The 16,002-nt window shown below is 32.9% G+C and carries 16 protein-coding genes and 1 riboswitch; of the genes, 1 reads left to right on the top strand and 15 read right to left on the bottom strand.

Features of this window, described 5'->3' with window-relative positions:
- Positions 1–34 precede the first annotated feature (34 nt).
- From moeB to OU788_RS05580, 10 genes are all read right to left on the bottom strand, one after another.
- Complete coding sequence (moeB, locus tag OU788_RS05625; protein WP_274634252.1) at positions 35–1,090, bottom strand: HesA/MoeB/ThiF family protein; 1,056 nt, start codon at positions 1,088–1,090, stop codon at positions 35–37.
- A gap of 101 nt (positions 1,091–1,191) precedes the next feature.
- On the bottom strand, positions 1,192–2,304 hold the full coding sequence (gene thiH, locus OU788_RS05620; protein ID WP_274634251.1) for a 2-iminoacetate synthase ThiH: 1,113 nt from the start codon (positions 2,302–2,304) through the stop codon (positions 1,192–1,194).
- A 192-nt stretch (positions 2,305–2,496) separates the two neighbouring features.
- Entirely contained in the window at positions 2,497–3,267 is a 771-nt protein-coding gene (locus OU788_RS05615; protein WP_274634250.1) for a thiazole synthase, read from the bottom strand.
- A 10-nt stretch (positions 3,268–3,277) separates the two neighbouring features.
- On the bottom strand, positions 3,278–3,925 hold the full coding sequence (gene thiE, locus OU788_RS05610) for a thiamine phosphate synthase (RefSeq protein ID WP_274634249.1): 648 nt from the start codon (positions 3,923–3,925) through the stop codon (positions 3,278–3,280).
- Entirely contained in the window at positions 3,915–4,676 is a 762-nt protein-coding gene (locus OU788_RS05605; protein WP_274634248.1) for a hydroxymethylpyrimidine/phosphomethylpyrimidine kinase, read from the bottom strand. The genes thiE and OU788_RS05605 overlap by 11 nt, the downstream gene beginning before the upstream one ends.
- A gap of 32 nt (positions 4,677–4,708) precedes the next feature.
- Complete coding sequence (locus tag OU788_RS05600; protein ID WP_274634247.1) at positions 4,709–5,311, bottom strand: thiamine phosphate synthase; 603 nt, start codon at positions 5,309–5,311, stop codon at positions 4,709–4,711.
- Between the two features lie 72 nt (positions 5,312–5,383).
- Positions 5,384–7,243, bottom strand: coding sequence for a phosphomethylpyrimidine synthase ThiC (gene thiC / locus OU788_RS05595; RefSeq protein WP_274634246.1), 1,860 nt, complete (start codon positions 7,241–7,243; stop codon positions 5,384–5,386).
- A gap of 74 nt (positions 7,244–7,317) precedes the next feature.
- The gene (gene thiS / locus OU788_RS05590; RefSeq protein ID WP_274634245.1) at positions 7,318–7,521 is read right to left on the bottom strand and encodes a sulfur carrier protein ThiS; all 204 of its coding nucleotides are present in this window, start codon (positions 7,519–7,521) and stop codon (positions 7,318–7,320) included.
- 65 nt (positions 7,522–7,586) lie between these two features.
- A riboswitch (TPP riboswitch) is annotated at positions 7,587–7,681 on the bottom strand.
- A 174-nt stretch (positions 7,682–7,855) separates the two neighbouring features.
- Positions 7,856–8,809, bottom strand: a complete 954-nt coding sequence (locus OU788_RS05585) for an arginase (protein ID WP_274634244.1) — start codon at positions 8,807–8,809, stop codon at positions 7,856–7,858.
- A gap of 62 nt (positions 8,810–8,871) precedes the next feature.
- Entirely contained in the window at positions 8,872–10,158 is a 1,287-nt protein-coding gene (locus OU788_RS05580; protein ID WP_274634243.1) for a citrate synthase, read from the bottom strand.
- Between the two features lie 386 nt (positions 10,159–10,544).
- On the opposite strand from OU788_RS05580, the gene OU788_RS05575 reads away from it, so the two are divergent.
- Entirely contained in the window at positions 10,545–11,399 is an 855-nt protein-coding gene (locus tag OU788_RS05575; RefSeq protein ID WP_274634242.1) for a hypothetical protein, read from the top strand.
- An 87-nt stretch (positions 11,400–11,486) separates the two neighbouring features.
- Here the strand turns inward: OU788_RS05575 and OU788_RS05570 are convergent, their stop codons facing one another.
- The 5 genes from OU788_RS05570 to OU788_RS05550 all read right to left on the bottom strand — a co-directional run.
- Complete coding sequence (locus tag OU788_RS05570) at positions 11,487–12,080, bottom strand: hypothetical protein (RefSeq protein WP_274634241.1); 594 nt, start codon at positions 12,078–12,080, stop codon at positions 11,487–11,489.
- Between the two features lie 4 nt (positions 12,081–12,084).
- On the bottom strand, positions 12,085–12,624 hold the full coding sequence (locus tag OU788_RS05565; protein ID WP_274634240.1) for a hypothetical protein: 540 nt from the start codon (positions 12,622–12,624) through the stop codon (positions 12,085–12,087).
- Between the two features lie 161 nt (positions 12,625–12,785).
- On the bottom strand, positions 12,786–14,075 hold the full coding sequence (gene eno, locus OU788_RS05560; protein WP_274634239.1) for a phosphopyruvate hydratase: 1,290 nt from the start codon (positions 14,073–14,075) through the stop codon (positions 12,786–12,788).
- Between the two features lie 75 nt (positions 14,076–14,150).
- Positions 14,151–15,260 (bottom strand): glutamine-hydrolyzing carbamoyl-phosphate synthase small subunit, encoded by a 1,110-nt coding sequence (carA, locus tag OU788_RS05555; RefSeq protein WP_274634238.1) that lies wholly within the window; start codon positions 15,258–15,260, stop codon positions 14,151–14,153.
- A 78-nt stretch (positions 15,261–15,338) separates the two neighbouring features.
- Positions 15,339–16,002: hypothetical protein (locus OU788_RS05550; RefSeq protein ID WP_274634237.1), on the bottom strand; the 664-nt coding region annotated here is incomplete at its 5' end.

The raw sequence follows: 16,002 nt of genomic DNA, 5'->3' as shown, positions 1-16,002 counted from the left end.
ATCAGCCTTATAAATCATTAGGCTGATGTTGTGTTTATCCTAGTCCTCCTTTTAAATTTAGAAAAGTAACAGAGTTGAATTGTTGTTCTAAAAAATCAATTGCTCGTTGGCTACGTACTCCTGATTTACAATAAACTACCACAGGTTTTTCGATGTCTATTTCATCATATCGTTGAGTAAGTTCTCCTAACGGAATGTGTTGCCCTCCTATATGATGTTGTTCCCGTTCCCTATTTTCACGAACATCCAATAAATTATAAGCTGACGGATTATTTTGTAATTCTTCTAACGTTATCTCGTTAGCAGCAGTTTTAATTCCGCAGAAAAATTCATAGTCACTATCTAATTCAATAACCTCTGCTTTGTCTGTCTTTTCAAAATTCAATATCATTTGACGCATGCTTAAGGTATCATACATCAATAATTTATTGGCTAACACCTCTCCTATTCCGCAAATAATCTTAATAGCTTCATTTGCTTGTAAACTTCCTATAATTCCAGGTAATACACCTATTACACCAATTTCTGAGCAATTAGGTGACTCCTCTGGTTTTGGAGGAGTTGGATATAAACATCGATACGTAGCACTTCCTTGATAATTAAACACACTTACCTGTCCTTCAAACTTAAAAATAGCACCATACACCAACGGTTTTTGAGTGAGTACCGCTGCATCGTTAGTTAAATAACGAGTAGCAAAATTATCGCTACCATCTACAACTACATCATATTTCTCAAATAAAGAAACAGCATTCTGGTTAGTCAATTTTTCTTTATACACATGAAACTGTACAAACGGATTTAATTTTGATAAACGATTTGCTGCTGTTTCTGCTTTAGACTTTCCTATATCATCTATCGTATATAAAACTTGGCGCTGTAAATTACTTTGATCTACCACATCATCATCAATAATTCCAATCGTACCTACACCTGCTGCCGTTAAATATTGTAGTATAGGACAACCCAATCCGCCTGCCCCTATTACCAAAACCTTTGATTGTTTTAGTTTTAGTTGCCCTTCTTCTCCTATTTTATCGAGAATTAAATGACGGTCGTATTGTTTTTGTTCTTCTTGACTTAAGTTCATAATTGTATAAAATTCTGAAACAAGTTCAGAATGACGTTCATTTGGTTTGCAAAAGATAAGTTACCTTCAATCTTTATTCTTGATTCCAACAGCGAAGCGGTCTAACTTCTAAAATGCTCCCAATCTTTCCAAACTACTTCTAATCCCTGACCTTTTAGCATCTGAACAATTTCTTCGGTGCTTCGTTCGTCTGAAATTTCAAATTGCTCTAACGATTGTGGTTCAACACTATATCCTCCTGGATTTGTCTTAGACTCTGCACTGATTGAGGTAGCTCCTAAATTAACAATATTATTTCTAAAAACTTCACTTTCTCGGGTAGACATTGATAGCTCTACGTCTTCATCTAATAGTCTAAATGCACAGATTAACTGTACCAAATCTGCATCCGTCATTTCTACTTTGGGTTCCAATCCTCCTGAATGTGGTCTTAAACGTGGAAATGAAATAGAATACTTCGTTTTCCAGTAGGTTTTCTGTAAATATTTTAAGTGCAATGCGGTAAAAAAACTATCAGCACGCCAATCTTCTAACCCGAATAAAGCGCCCAAACCAATTTTATGAACTCCTGCTTTCCCTAATCTATCTGGTGTTTCCAAACGATATTCAAAATTTGATTTTTTCCCTTTCGGATGATGCTTTTTATACTCTTGTTGATGATACGTTTCTTGATATACCAGTACTGCGTATAATCCGCTTTCAATTAACAATTCATATTCATCTTGATCTAAAGGTTGCACTTCAATCGTAATATTTGAAAATTGAGAACGTATGAGTTGAATTGCATTTTTAATATAATCAACTCCCACTGTCTGATTGGCTTCTCCGGTTACTAACAAAATGTGATCGTAACCTTTTGCTTTTAAAAAAGCAACTTCTTTCAATATTTCATCATCGGTTAATGTTCTTCTCGGAATTTTGTTTGTAAAACTGAATCCGCAATACGTACATATATTCTGACACTCATTACTCAAATACATTGGAGCGTACATTTGAATCGTATTTCCAAATCGTTTTTTCGTCAACATACGACTTCTTTGTGCCATTTGCTCTAAAAAAGGCTTTGCAGCAGGAGATATCAACGCTTTAAAATCTTCCAAATCAAGTTTATCCTTAGATAAAGCACTTTCAACATCAACGGATGTTTTATTAAAAATGCTTTGTAAAGCTTCATCCCAATTGTATTGGTTGAATGTGTTTTTGAAACTACTCATAATATATTGTTCGTTTTATCTTTTTTCCATTGATGAAAAAAGATAAAAAAATCTAGTCTTATTAACTCTTATCTGATAAAAATCACATCCTCGAAACTAAATGAAAAGAACTCGCTTCGCTCAAACAGCTTTTCATTTTAACGTTTCTTTCGGTGGATTTTATCACTAGACTTAATTATGACACTGCTTAATCTAACTTAAAAAACTCGTTAACGGACTACTTGCCTCTGCTTGTTTTTTTACAGGAGCTAGTTTTGCTTCATATGCCATTCTTCCTGCTTCTACTGCCATTTTAAAAGCTTGCGCCATGGCTACTGGGTTTTGTGATACTGCAATAGCTGTGTTTACCAAAACAGCATCAGCACCTAATTCCATGGCATATGCTGCGTGAGAAGGTGCTCCAATACCAGCATCAACAACTACTGGAACATTAGACTGTTCGATAATAATTTCTAAAAACTCTAATGTTTTTAATCCTTTATTACTTCCAATAGGAGCTCCTAAAGGCATTACACATTGCGTTCCTACTTCTTCCAAACGTTTGCATAAAACCGGATCTGCATGAATATAAGGCATCACTACAAACCCTTTTTTTACTAACTCTTCTGCTGCTTTTAAGGTTTCTATTGGATCTGGTAATAAATACCTTGGATCTGGATGTATTTCTAATTTTACCCAATTCGTTTCCAAAGCTTCTCTAGACAATTCTGCAGCAAAAACAGCTTCTTTTGCTGTACGAACTCCCGAAGTATTCGGTAATAAATTGATTCTTGAATGACTTAAATGTAATAAAATATCATCTTCTTCGTTTTGAACATCTACTCTTTTTAAAGCAACTGTTATCAGTTCACTTTCTGAAGCTAACAAAGCTTCTTTCATTAATTGTGAGGAGCTGAATTTTCCCGTTCCTGTAAATAAACGTGAGGTAAATGTTTTATCTGCTATTGTTAAGTTGGTATTCATTATTGCTGATTTATTGCGCTTCTATTTTGTACACTTGTTCGTTGGTGCTAGGTGCCTTTAATATTTTATGAAATCTAGAAATCGAGTTGAAATTTTGTGTAATTGCTCCTGAAACAGCAACTCCATATACTCCCGTGTCAATAATTTCAGGTATATTTTCTGTGGTAATTCCACCGATGGCTATTATTGGAGTGGTTGTTTTCAATTCTTCTAATAGCACTTGATATCCAGTAGTTCCTAAAACTGGACTCAAATTCTTTTTAGTTTCAGTAAACTGAAAAGGGCCTAAACCAATATAGTCTACTCCCTTTTCTAAGAGTTTTTTACAATCCTCCAAAGTATTGGCTGTTCCACCTACGATATATAAATCACCTAAATACTCTTTTGCTTTTAATGGACACGTATCTGTTTTCCCTAAATGAACTCCATCTGCTTTGATTTCTTTAGCTACTTTGTAATAATCGTTTATGATTAAACGCGTTTGAAAATGACTAGTAATTTCTCTCGCTTTTTGAGCTGTTTCTAAAATAGTTTTCGGATCCAGATTCTTTAATCGAAGTTGTACCCACTCTGCTCCAGAAGCACAAGCTCTTTGAACATTTTCTAAATGCTCTTCTGGAGTTTTCCCTTGAGTTATATAGTGTAATTTACTTATCATTATAGTTGTGCTCTCCTAAGAGCGTTTCATTAGAGTTTAAAAATTGTTCTGTATACCATTTCGCATTTATACATGCATCTTCTAGAGGAAGTTGTTTCGCTATGTTTGAAGCTAAAGCTGAAGACAACACACAACCGCTTCCATGTTTTTCAAAAACAGCTATAGTTTTCGGTGGAATATTCAATTGTACTATCTTACTGTGATATACTTCATCCCATCCTTTTTTAGCTTCTCTATGCCCTCCTTTTAAATAAATATTGGTCTTCTCTGAAATGAATTCAATGGTTTCTTCAATCGATTTATTAAGGAACAAAGCTTTGATTTCATCATAATTTGGAGTGATAAAATCACAGTGTTGTAGTACTTCTTCTAACACTTTAATATTCTCTTCTAAATGAAAATCAAATCCAGCGCTGGCTTTTAAAATAGGATCCAAAACTATTTTTATGGATGAATTGTATTTTTTTAGTGTTTGAATAACCTCCAGTAATACATTCCAAGATTGGATAATTCCTATTTTTGCTACTGATATTTCAAAGCGTTCAAATAAAGTTTCTACTTGATTGATTATTGTTTCTTTATCAACCCAAACACAGTCTTTAAAATCAATATCATTTTGAACTGTAACTGCTGTACATACCGATAGTCCGTATAAACCATGTGCTTCAAAAGTTTTAATATCCGAAGTCAATCCTGCTCCACTTGACGGATCAAATCCTGCAATCGTTAGTATGTAAGCTTGTTGTTTCATTTTTTATTGATATACTTTCTTTGACAAAAAGATTACTTCGTCATACACTCCTCGTAATGGCGCTTGATATTTTTAAAGCTTTCAACTGGGTTTTCTGTATTCCAAACTCCTCCTAAAACACCAATTCCTTGAAAACCTAACTCTAAAGTTTTTTGGATGGTATCTGTATTGATTCCGCCCATACCTATAATGGTTTTATCAATATGATTTATATCAAAGCCTCTTCCTTCGTATCCTTTCTTTGAAATAGAAGAGAAAACAGGGCTTAATAAATGGTAATCAAATTCGATGTCGCAATTCGCTAGAACTGAAGGTTCATGAAAAGAGCTACTCATCGTTTTTCCTATCATATCTAGTCCAATAAAATATTCGCTTCCATTCTCTAAAGCATCAATTCTTTTTTGCTCTTGAAAATGAATTCCTTTTAGGTTGAATTCATTAATGAGTTCATGAAAATAATGAGTAACTATTCTATCATGATACTTTTCATCTATCTGATTCAAATAAACCACATGCTCTTCGTAATTCTTCTCAGGTTTTCTGAAATGATAATATTCCAATCCTTCTTCAAATAATTGTTGAAGGATTTCAATCTCATTTGGAATATCTTTTTCTGGAGCTATTAAAACAATCATGTATTAGGAATTAGGTTAAAAAGAGTTAGGAATTAGAAATAGTACTGTTCTAATTCCTTCTCTTTTATTTTGTTATAGATATACTTCTGAACCTTTATCTTTAAACTCTTTAGATTTTTCCTCCATTCCTTTTGCAAACACTTCGTCTCCTTCTACTTCATTTTCAGCGGCAAAGTCACGTACTTCTTGTGATATTTTCATAGAACAGAATTTTGGTCCACACATAGAGCAAAAATGTGCAATTTTAGCTCCTTCTGCAGGTAAGGTCTCATCGTGATATTCTCTAGCCAGTTCTGGATCCAACCCTAAGTTAAACTGATCTTCCCAACGAAACTCAAAACGTGCTTTACTTAAAGCATCATCTCTGTGTTGTGCTCCTGGATGTCCTTTTGCTAAATCAGCTGCATGGGCTGCTAATTTATAGGTAACCACTCCTGTACGAACATCTTCTTTATTTGGTAAGCCTAAATGTTCTTTTGGAGTTACATAACACAACATAGCACAACCATACCAACCAATCATAGCCGCTCCGATTCCTGAAGTAATATGATCGTATCCTGGAGCAATATCCGTAGTTAAAGGTCCTAAAGTGTAGAACGGGGCTTCATCACAAGCTTCTAACTGCTTATCCATGTTCGCTTTAATCATGTGCATTGGCACGTGACCTGGACCTTCTATAAAACATTGTACTTCATGCTTACGTGCTATTTGTGTTAACTCCCCTAACGTTTCTAATTCAGCAAACTGCGCTTCATCATTCGCATCAGCAATTGAACCTGGACGTAAACCATCTCCTAATGAAAAAGCAACATCATATGCCTTCATAATTTCACAAATCTCCTCGAAATGGGTATATAAAAAGCTTTCTTTATGATGTGCTAAACACCATTTTGCCATGATAGATCCTCCTCTAGACACGATTCCTGTAATACGTTTAGCCGTCATAGGTACATAACGTAAACGAACTCCTGCGTGAATCGTAAAGTAATCTACTCCTTGTTCTGCTTGTTCTATTAAAGTATCTCTAAAAATCTCCCAAGTTAAATCTTCAGCAATTCCATTTACTTTTTCTAAAGCTTGATAAATAGGTACGGTTCCTACAGGTACAGGTGAATTCCGAATAATCCATTCACGAGTTTCATGGATGTTTTTACCTGTAGATAAATCCATGATATTATCTGCTCCCCAACGACATGCCCAAACTGCTTTTTCTACTTCTTCTTCTATGGATGAGGTGGTAGCTGAGTTTCCAATATTCGCATTGATTTTTACCAAGAAGTTACGACCTAAAATCATAGGCTCTGCTTCTGGATGGTTGATATTTGAAGGAATAACTGCTCGTCCTCTTGCTACTTCTTCTCTAACAAACTCAGGAGTTATTTTTGCTGGAATACTCGCCCCAAAATCTTGCCCTGGATGTTGTTTCGATAAACGTGTCATTTCATCTATTCGTTGATTTTCACGAATGGCAATGTATTCCATCTCTGGGGTAATAATTCCTTTTTTTGCGTAATGTAACTGTGTTACATTTTGTCCTTTTTTTGCCCGCTTAGGTTTATGTTTTAAGTTAAATCGAAGATGATCTAAGCTTTTATCATTCAATCGCTCATTACAATAATCAGAAGTAAATTCATTTAACTCATCCACATCTCCTCTATCTAAAATCCATTGTTCACGAATACGTTCTAATCCGCTATGGATATTAATCTCTTTGTTTGGGTCTGTATAAGGACCTGAAGTATCGTATACCGTAACTGGTTCGTTAGGAGTTCTTTTTTTAGTCATCGAATCCACAGTATCACTCAATTCAATTTCACGCATGGCTACTTTTATCTGTGGATGGATGTTTCCTTGAACATATATTTTTTTTGAATTCGGAAATGGTTGTCTTGTTACACCATCTTGTTTTGGTGCTGTATCTTTTTTCTTCATTTTAGGGTTGCGTCTTTTTTCTTCATTTTAGGGTTGCTTGTTTATTGCTTTATACGTTTTGTTTTCTGAAAATATTATCCTCCTTGGGTAGACCTAATGATTAAAATAGCATCATTATTTTGGAGTAATTTTGAAGACCAATCTGATTTTTTTACCACACTACTATTTACAGCAATGGCAATTCCATTGGTTTGAATTTGTAGCTTTTCTACTAATTCTTGCAATGTCACCTCGGTTAAAAATTCTTGTTGGTTATCGTTTACTTTTATTGTTATCATATTGATCTATTTAAAGTAAACTGTAGAAGGAATTCAGAATTGTTTTACAAAAAACAATGCCTAAATAAGATTTTACAACTTTTCCCTACGCTGGTGTTAACCATATCAGGTTCAAAGGATCTTTCTCAAACTAGCGAACTAGCTACTCCTAAAGTTTACTCGATAATCGAGAGTAAGTATTAAAACTTTTCCTCGAAATAAATTAATTGTATAAATTCTTTATTTGTGTATACTAACAAGTAGAATCTATACTCGCAAATGTACTTGTTTATTTTCTTCTTTTAAAAAAAAAGCGAACTTAAATAAGTTCGCTTTTTTAAAAAATCTTTTAAAACTACAGACTTTTAACCTTCTTAGTTACTTCTTCAAGAACTTCAAAAGCAGTTTCTGCCATTTTGTTTCCTTTGAAATCTAGTAACGGATTTACTTCAACAAACTCTACACAAGCTACTTTTTCACTTGCTAATAATCCGTTGATTATATCAATAATTTCATGTTGATCAAATCCTTTTGGAACTGGTGTACCTGTTCCGTAAGAAATCATATCGCAATCCATTGCATCTACATCAAACGATACATAAATTACATCACAATTTGACAACTTTTCTAAAGCTTCATTTACACAAACATCCAATCCACGATAGCGAACTTCAGCAACCATATAGTTTTTAATACCATATTTCTCCATTTGCTTATCCTCTGGTTCTTCAGTATCTCGAACACCAAAGAAAATAATATCTTCTGGTAATACTTTTTGCCCTGGAACTCCGATGTTTTTCATACGTTCCCACAACTCAGAAGTTTCTCTACTTACATCGTTAATTTGACAATCTAAATTATCGTCTGATATAGCTGCCGATAAAGGCATTCCGTGAATGTTTCCTGAAGGAGAAGTATAAGGTGAATGTAAATCTCCGTGGGCATCAATCCAAACTACACCTACCCTTTGTGTTGGATAAGCTGCCTTCACTCCACTAATTGTTCCTAATGCTGAAGAATGATCTCCTGACAATACAATTGGAAATTTCCCTTCCTGTAAATTAACTTTTACATGGTTACTTAAACGCTTACACTGATTAAAAACACTGTCTATTCGCTTAGCAAATGAATTGTTTACTTTATTATAAATTGATTCATTTTCGGTAATAACATCTTCAAAGTCATGCGAATCAAAGTAATTACTCTTTTTATTTATTGCTGCTATTTCAATAGCATCAACTCCCATATCAGAACCACGAGTTCCTGCTCCAATATCTGATCTATTTTTGATAATTTTAATTTCTTTCATCATCAATTATATTAAATAAAAAAATGTCATTTAAATTACTAAATGACACTTTTTTTCATGTTTTATCTTTTATCTATCTCTACGAATTCCCTTAAATTTTCTCCAACGTATACTTGACGTGGACGACCGATTGGTTCTTTACGTAAGCGCATTTCTCTCCATTGAGCTATCCATCCTGGTAAACGTCCTAAAGCAAACATTACAGTAAACATTTCTACTGGAATACCCATTGCGCGGTAAATAATACCTGAATAGAAATCTACGTTAGGATATAATTTTCTATCTACAAAGTATTGATCTTCTAAAGCTTCTCTTTCCAAACCTTTAGCTACATCTAAAATTGGATCTTCAACTCCTAAATCTCCTAACACTTCATCAGCTGCCTTCTTAATAATCTTTGCTCTTGGATCAAAGTTTTTATATACACGGTGTCCGAATCCCATTAAACGGAATGGATCTTCTTTATCTTTTGCTTTACCCATGTACTTTTTAGTATCTCCACCATCTTCTTTGATAGCTTCTAACATTTCCAGTACAGCTTGGTTTGCTCCACCATGTAAAGGTCCCCATAAAGCAGAAATCCCTGCTGATAATGATGCGAATAAACCTGCATGAGAAGAACCTACGATACGTACTGTTGAAGTTGAACAGTTTTGCTCGTGATCTGCATGTAAGATTAATAACTTATCTAAAGCATTAATCATAATAGGGTTTAACTCATACTCATCGTTTGGCTTTTGGAACATCATTGTTAAGATATTCTCAACATATCCTAACTTGCGAGAACCGTAGTGCAATGGTAATCCTTGTTTTTTACGTAACGTCCAAGCTACTAAAACAGGGAATTTACCCATAATTTTAACGATCGCCTTATACATATCTTCTTCTGAATCAACGTTTACAGAAGACGGATTAAAAGCTGTTAAAGCTGATGTTAATGATGATAATACTCCCATTGGATGAGCATTTTTAGGAAAAGCATCAATGATTTTCTTAATATCATCATCTACAATTGCTTCATCCAAAATATCTGCATAGAATTTATCTAATTGCTCTTTTGTTGGTAACTCACCAAAAATTAATAAGTAAGCTACTTCTAAGAAGTCTGCTTTTTCAGCTAATTCTTCAATAGAATATCCTCTATATCTTAAAATTCCTTTCTCACCATCTAAAAATGTTATAGCACTTTGGCATGAACCTGTATTCTTATAACCTGGATCAATGGTAATTACACCGTCCGTGGCTCCTCTTAAGGCTTTAATATCAATTGCAGTTTCATTTTCTGTTCCCTTTACTAAAGGAAACTCATACGTTTTTTCGCCAATTTGTAATTTTGCTATATCTGACATTTTAAATTTCTTAAATTTTAATGATTGAAGTGAGTTGCGAATATACCATTTTTTGAATTATTTTGAAAGTTAGAATTGATAGATTTTTAATATATAAAAATTAGTTTATTTTATTAAAAAAAACAAATCTAATCTTACTTATAATACAACGCCTTACCTAGAAGAAAGACACAATTAATTTCTCTTATAAAATTGATTTAATCTTAATTCTCTTATTTTTTCAGACCTTACAAACTTATTTAAGCATACCAAATTCCGTATTCTTTTAGAGTGTGTATTTTTTTCTTGATAACAAATTAAATACACAATATCTTTTATTTAACTCCGTTAACAAAACAACATATATTTTTAGAAAAAATTAATTCAATTCATAAAACCCTTTCACAATGAAAAAAATTAAATTTATTATTGCATTATTATGCATATCAATTCTTGCCGTACAATGTACCAAAGAAGACAATAATTTAACAAGCGACAACGCCCCTATGGGGATTAACTCTCCAAGCATGCTAGAAATTAACAATGCTGAGTGTTACACTGTTGACGGTTTTGGTCCAAACTCTTATTGGGCTGATTATATAGTTAACCAATCTACCACCAATTTTTTAAAAACTGAACACAACGAAGCTGCGAGTTTTTTTGGAATGGGTAATGTACCTTTATACTTAGCAGGTGGAGACGGAACTTTCAATGCTCTTTCTTATTCTAATGGTTATGTAGTATGGGGAGAAGAATTGCTAGCTAGTGCTTTAAATTATGGTAATGTTGCTATTGCTTATGTTGCTGCTCATGAAATGGCACATCAAGTACAGTTTAGAGACAATACCATTCCTAGCGGCAATCATGTTAGTGCTACTGAATTAGAAGCTGATGGTTTTGGAGGATATTTTATTCGTAGAACTTATACTAGTAATTGGAATACTGCAGCCGGTGCTTACAACTTCTCACAAACATTAGCTGGTCCTAATGGTAGTTCTCATGGTACAGCCGCACAAAGAAGATCTGCTTTTAGGTTAGGTTACTTATTAGGGGATAACGGTACTTATTCAAACAGAAACTTTGATGCAAACTTTTTTTACTACTATGACTATTATGTAAAAGGTGGTAGATTAAAATTAGAATTAGTTAAGCCTGCTACTATCGAACAAGGTCAGCACGAGCATATTGTAGCGCACTTAGAAGAATTACAAAAAATTGCTTCAGGAGAAATTTCTGAAGAAGAATTCTTAAACTTGAATTAAAATATAAACAACTAAACAAACGAATTGAATTTTATTTCAAAGGCTGTCCTTATAGTTTAAGACAGCCTTTGTTTGTTTATTTTTATACTACTTAACCTTGATTTGGTTTTTCTTGATTTTGTTCATAATTCTTTTCAAAGCACTATGAATAATGAGAGTTGAATTTTTAGAAAGTGCATAATCATTATCTCTTTCAGAAACCACTAATTTGCCAACTACTGTTTGACTGTATATTATTTCAAACATGTTTAAATCGTAGATACTAAGTGTTACCTCACCAATGTTTTTTGAAAGATCAGTTTGAGAACTTCCTGTTCCTAAAACACCTACTTCATTGGATATATTTTTAGTTCTAATATCAATAAAGTAATCATAACCTGTGCCGTTTTTTATATCTTTTAAAATAGATTTATCAAGACTAGATGAAATATTACTAGGAATTAATAGTCCTTGCATGTTGCTAACCACCAAAAGTCTATTACCTATAAGTTCATAAAATCGTTCATTTGCCATTTCAGTTAAACCTTCTTTTCTAATGTTTTTAAAAGAGGTAACATCATTTAACAACCACTTTCCTTTTCTGAAATCTAATCGTGAATTTACATCTCCTGAATGAGTGTATTTTACCGAATTACAAGACGTAATTACAATAACAGCAAGTAATATGTATAAGTATTTCATATTTCTATAAATCAAACCCTAAGTTGAGTTGTAGCATCAAAGGAAAATAATAACCATTTCCATTCACATCAAAGTAGTATATAGGTCCCATGTCAAATAAGAAATGGAAGTTTTTACCATATTTCCGTTGAATACCCCATGTTGGTCCTACTGCAAAGTCTAAACCATCGGTTCCATTAGAATTACCAAATAAAGATTCTCCTCTAGTTAAAACTCTTGCTGAAATAAAATTTCCTGAATTGTTTGTAATGTTTAGCCCTTTAGTTTTACGTTTATCAAAATTGTAAAACCATTTATGCTGTATATCTAAAAAAGGATTAAAAGAGGTGATAAAACCAGAACCTGCTGTATGGTCTGTATGGGGATAACTAACACTGTACCCAATACCTGCTCCTATAGATAAGGTTGAATTATTCCCTGTAGGAGTTTCGTACTCTACTCCAGGATTTAAAAAATTAATTCTCCAAACGCTTTGTGTTTGTTTTTCTTGAGAAAATAATGATACAGCAAATAAGCTACAAATAAGTAGGAATGTTTTTTTCATAGTTCTTTTTTGTTTATAAACACCTCTATAAAAAGCTAAAAGGATTTTACCCTACTTTTTACTTGTTGTTTTTAACCGATTTATTTATCAAAAACAATACCATACTCAACAAAAAAGCTCGTACAAATGCACGAGCTTTCTTTAATTTATGTAGTAGTAAATTATTTTACTTTAAACGCTTTTTCTTGCGGATAATAAGCTACATCTGCTAATTGTTCTTCAATACGTAATAACTGGTTGTATTTTGCCATACGATCTGAACGTGAAGCAGAACCCGTTTTGATTTGTCCACAGTTTAATGCTACTGCTAAATCTGCAATAGTATTGTCTTCAGTTTCTCCTGAACGGTGACTCATTACAGAAGTATATCCTGCATTATGCGCCATATTTACTGCTGCAATCGTTTCAGTAAGCGTACCAATTTGGTTTACTTTAATTAAGATTGAATTCGCAATACCATTTTCAATTCCTCTTGATAAACGCTCAACATTCGTTACAAACAAATCGTCTCCTACTAATTGAACTTTATCTCCAACTTTATCTGTTAGCATTTTCCATCCATCCCAGTCGTTTTCATCCATCCCATCTTCAATAGAAATAATAGGATATTTTTCACATAATTCTGCTAAATAAGCAGCTTGCTCTTCTGATGTTCTTACAGCTCCTTTATCTCCTTCAAACTTGGTGTAGTCATATTTTCCATCTACATAAAACTCAGCTGAAGCACAATCTAATGCAATCATTACTTCTTCTCCAAATTTATATCCAGCATTTTTAGTTGCTAAAGCGATTGTTTCAATAGCGTCTTCAGTTCCATCTAAAGTAGGTGCAAATCCACCTTCATCACCTACTGCTGTTGATAAATTACGGTCGTGTAATACTTTCTTTAAGTTGTGAAAAATTTCAGAACCTATTTGCATTGCTTCAGTAAAGTTTTGAGCTTTTACTGGCATAACCATAAATTCTTGGAATGCGATAGGTGCATCTGAGTGCGAACCTCCATTGATGATGTTCATCATAGGAACAGGCAACGTATTTGCTGAAACACCACCTACATAACGATATAATGGTAAACCTAATTCATTTGCTGCTGCTTTTGCTACCGCTAATGAAACACCTAAAATAGCGTTCGCTCCTAATACTGATTTGTTCGGAGTTCCGTCCAAATCAATCATCATTTGATCGATCATATTTTGTTCAAAAACTGATACTCCTAATAACTCTTGAGCAATAACAGTATTTACGTTTTCAACAGCTTTTAACACACCTTTACCCATGTAATCATTTCCTCCATCACGTAATTCAACAGCTTCGTGTTCTCCTGTAGAAGCTCCTGATGGTACTGCTGCTCTACCTACAACTCCATTTTCAGTAGTTACATCTACTTCTACCGTAGGATTTCCTCTTGAATCAAAAATTTGACGTGCTTGAATGTTGATTATCATACTCATAGTTGTTTATTTTTAAGATACATTCCCGTAAGTTTATAACTCACGGGAATGTTGTATATTTTATTTAGATTTTTATTATGCTTTTACTTTTTTGATATTTTCGATAAACTGATCAAATAGGTATTCTGCATCGTGTGGCCCTGGACTTGCTTCTGGGTGGTATTGTACAGAAAATACGTTTTTAGATTTCATTCTGATACCTGCAACCGTATTGTCATTTAAATGTACATGGGTGATTTCTACATCTGGATGCGCTTCTGTTTCTTCTCTATTAATAGCAAATCCGTGGTTTTGAGAAGTAATTTCTCCTTTTCCAGTCAATAAATTCTTTACTGGATGGTTAATTCCTCTGTGACCATTGTGCATCTTATAAGTAGAAATTCCGTTTGCTAAAGCAATTACCTGGTGCCCTAAACAAATTCCAAATAATGGTAAATCTTTTTCGATAATTTGTTTTGCTGTTTTTTGAGCTTCTTCTAAAGGCTCTGGATCTCCAGGTCCGTTTGAAATAAAATACCCATCTGGATTAAAATCACTCATTTGCTCAAAACTTGCATTGTAAGGATACACTTTAATATAAGCGCCTCTCTTTGCTAAATTTCTTAAAATGTTTTTCTTGATTCCAATGTCTAAAGCTGAAATTTTAATCGGTGCGTTTTCATCTCCTACAAAATAAGGCTCTTTTGTAGATACTTTAGAAGCTAACTCTAATCCTTCCATATTTGGAGTATCAGCTAATTGCTTCTTTAATTCTTCAATATTATCTACTTCTGTAGAAATAATAGCATTCATTGCACCATTATCTCTAATATAAGATACTAACGCACGAGTATCAACATCAGAAATAGCTACTAGATTGTGTTCTTTAAACCAATCAAATAAATTTCCATCAGAATCTACACGAGAATGTGTAAAACTGAAATTACGACAAATTAATCCTGAAATTTTAATTCCTTCTGATTCTACTTCTTCGTCGTTAACTCCATAGTTACCAATATGTGCATTGGTAGCTACCATAAGTTGTCCAAAGTAAGATGGATCAGTAAAAATTTCTTGGTACCCTGTCATACCTGTGTTAAAACAAATCTCTCCTGTAGCGGTTCCTTCTATTCCAATTGATTTTCCGTAGAAAATTGTTCCGTCTGCTAATAGAACTAATGCTTTTTTACGTGTTTGATATTTCATTTAGTGGTGTTGTGTAATTTGTTTGCAAAAATATATAAAAAAAGGACAAACATTTAATGTTTGTCCTTTTTAGTTCTCTTATAATGAATTATAATAATTTAAAATCTTTTTAAGTTCTTTTTCATTTTTAAATGATAACTTCTCTTTCTTCGAAAACCTTATTAAATCATTTTTAAACTCATTATCCACCAAGTTTATAATATTTTTTTTCTTTATCTTTTTAAACGTAGATGTTTTAAGCGATGATTTGTCTAATAAAACGTATTCCTTTTTTGGTATATAATGTTTGGGTTTAAGAATTTTTCCTGTTAAATTATCAATTATTTCATCTCTTTTTTCAGAGAAATGTTTTACTTTTAATTCAATTCTATCTCCATTAACAAGTATTTCATAAATAATGTTATCTTTTTTTATAAACTCTTTATTGTTTATGAAAGCTTTATTCAATTCATTAAAAACAAAAATAGTATCATTATTAATTTTGGAAACAAAATTATTATCTACTAAATCAATATTAAAATTATTAATTTTAAATTCTTTTTTTGAATCTTTAATTACAGCTTTGTTTTTAAAACTTTTAAAGTAATATAACCTTTTGATTTCATTTTCAGGATTGGTCATTTTATATAATCCTGATGATGTCCTAACAAATTCAGTATCTGGGTTGCTTTGTACAATAAAGAAAGAAGATTGTGAATATGTTAAAATAGTAGTCAAGAAAAACAGGATCGAAATAAAATTT

Source organism: Tenacibaculum sp. L6, assembly GCF_028823685.1.
GTDB lineage: Bacteria > Bacteroidota > Bacteroidia > Flavobacteriales > Flavobacteriaceae > Polaribacter.
The sequence above is the reverse complement of the archived record's forward strand: the minus strand, read 5'-3'. Positions and strand labels throughout refer to the sequence as shown.

Bases quoted from the DNA above. Each gene is read 5' to 3' on its own strand.
- moeB (WP_274634252.1), bottom strand. From the start codon at position 1,090: ATGAACTTAAGTCAAGAAGAACAAAAACAATACGACCGTCATTTAATT.
- thiH (WP_274634251.1), bottom strand. From the start codon at position 2,304: ATGAGTAGTTTCAAAAACACATTCAACCAATACAATTGGGATGAAGCT.
- OU788_RS05615 (WP_274634250.1), bottom strand. From the start codon at position 3,267: ATGAATACCAACTTAACAATAGCAGATAAAACATTTACCTCACGTTTA.
- thiE (WP_274634249.1), bottom strand. From the start codon at position 3,925: ATGATAAGTAAATTACACTATATAACTCAAGGGAAAACTCCAGAAGAG.
- OU788_RS05605 (WP_274634248.1), bottom strand. From the start codon at position 4,676: ATGAAACAACAAGCTTACATACTAACGATTGCAGGATTTGATCCGTCA.
- OU788_RS05600 (WP_274634247.1), bottom strand. From the start codon at position 5,311: ATGATTGTTTTAATAGCTCCAGAAAAAGATATTCCAAATGAGATTGAA.
- thiC (WP_274634246.1), bottom strand. From the start codon at position 7,243: ATGAAGAAAAAAGATACAGCACCAAAACAAGATGGTGTAACAAGACAA.
- thiS (WP_274634245.1), bottom strand. From the start codon at position 7,521: ATGATAACAATAAAAGTAAACGATAACCAACAAGAATTTTTAACCGAG.
- OU788_RS05585 (WP_274634244.1), bottom strand. From the start codon at position 8,809: ATGAAAGAAATTAAAATTATCAAAAATAGATCAGATATTGGAGCAGGA.
- OU788_RS05580 (WP_274634243.1), bottom strand. From the start codon at position 10,158: ATGTCAGATATAGCAAAATTACAAATTGGCGAAAAAACGTATGAGTTT.
- OU788_RS05575 (WP_274634242.1), top strand. From the start codon at position 10,545: ATGAAAAAAATTAAATTTATTATTGCATTATTATGCATATCAATTCTT.
- OU788_RS05570 (WP_274634241.1), bottom strand. From the start codon at position 12,080: ATGAAATACTTATACATATTACTTGCTGTTATTGTAATTACGTCTTGT.
- OU788_RS05565 (WP_274634240.1), bottom strand. From the start codon at position 12,624: ATGAAAAAAACATTCCTACTTATTTGTAGCTTATTTGCTGTATCATTA.
- eno (WP_274634239.1), bottom strand. From the start codon at position 14,075: ATGAGTATGATAATCAACATTCAAGCACGTCAAATTTTTGATTCAAGA.
- carA (WP_274634238.1), bottom strand. From the start codon at position 15,260: ATGAAATATCAAACACGTAAAAAAGCATTAGTTCTATTAGCAGACGGA.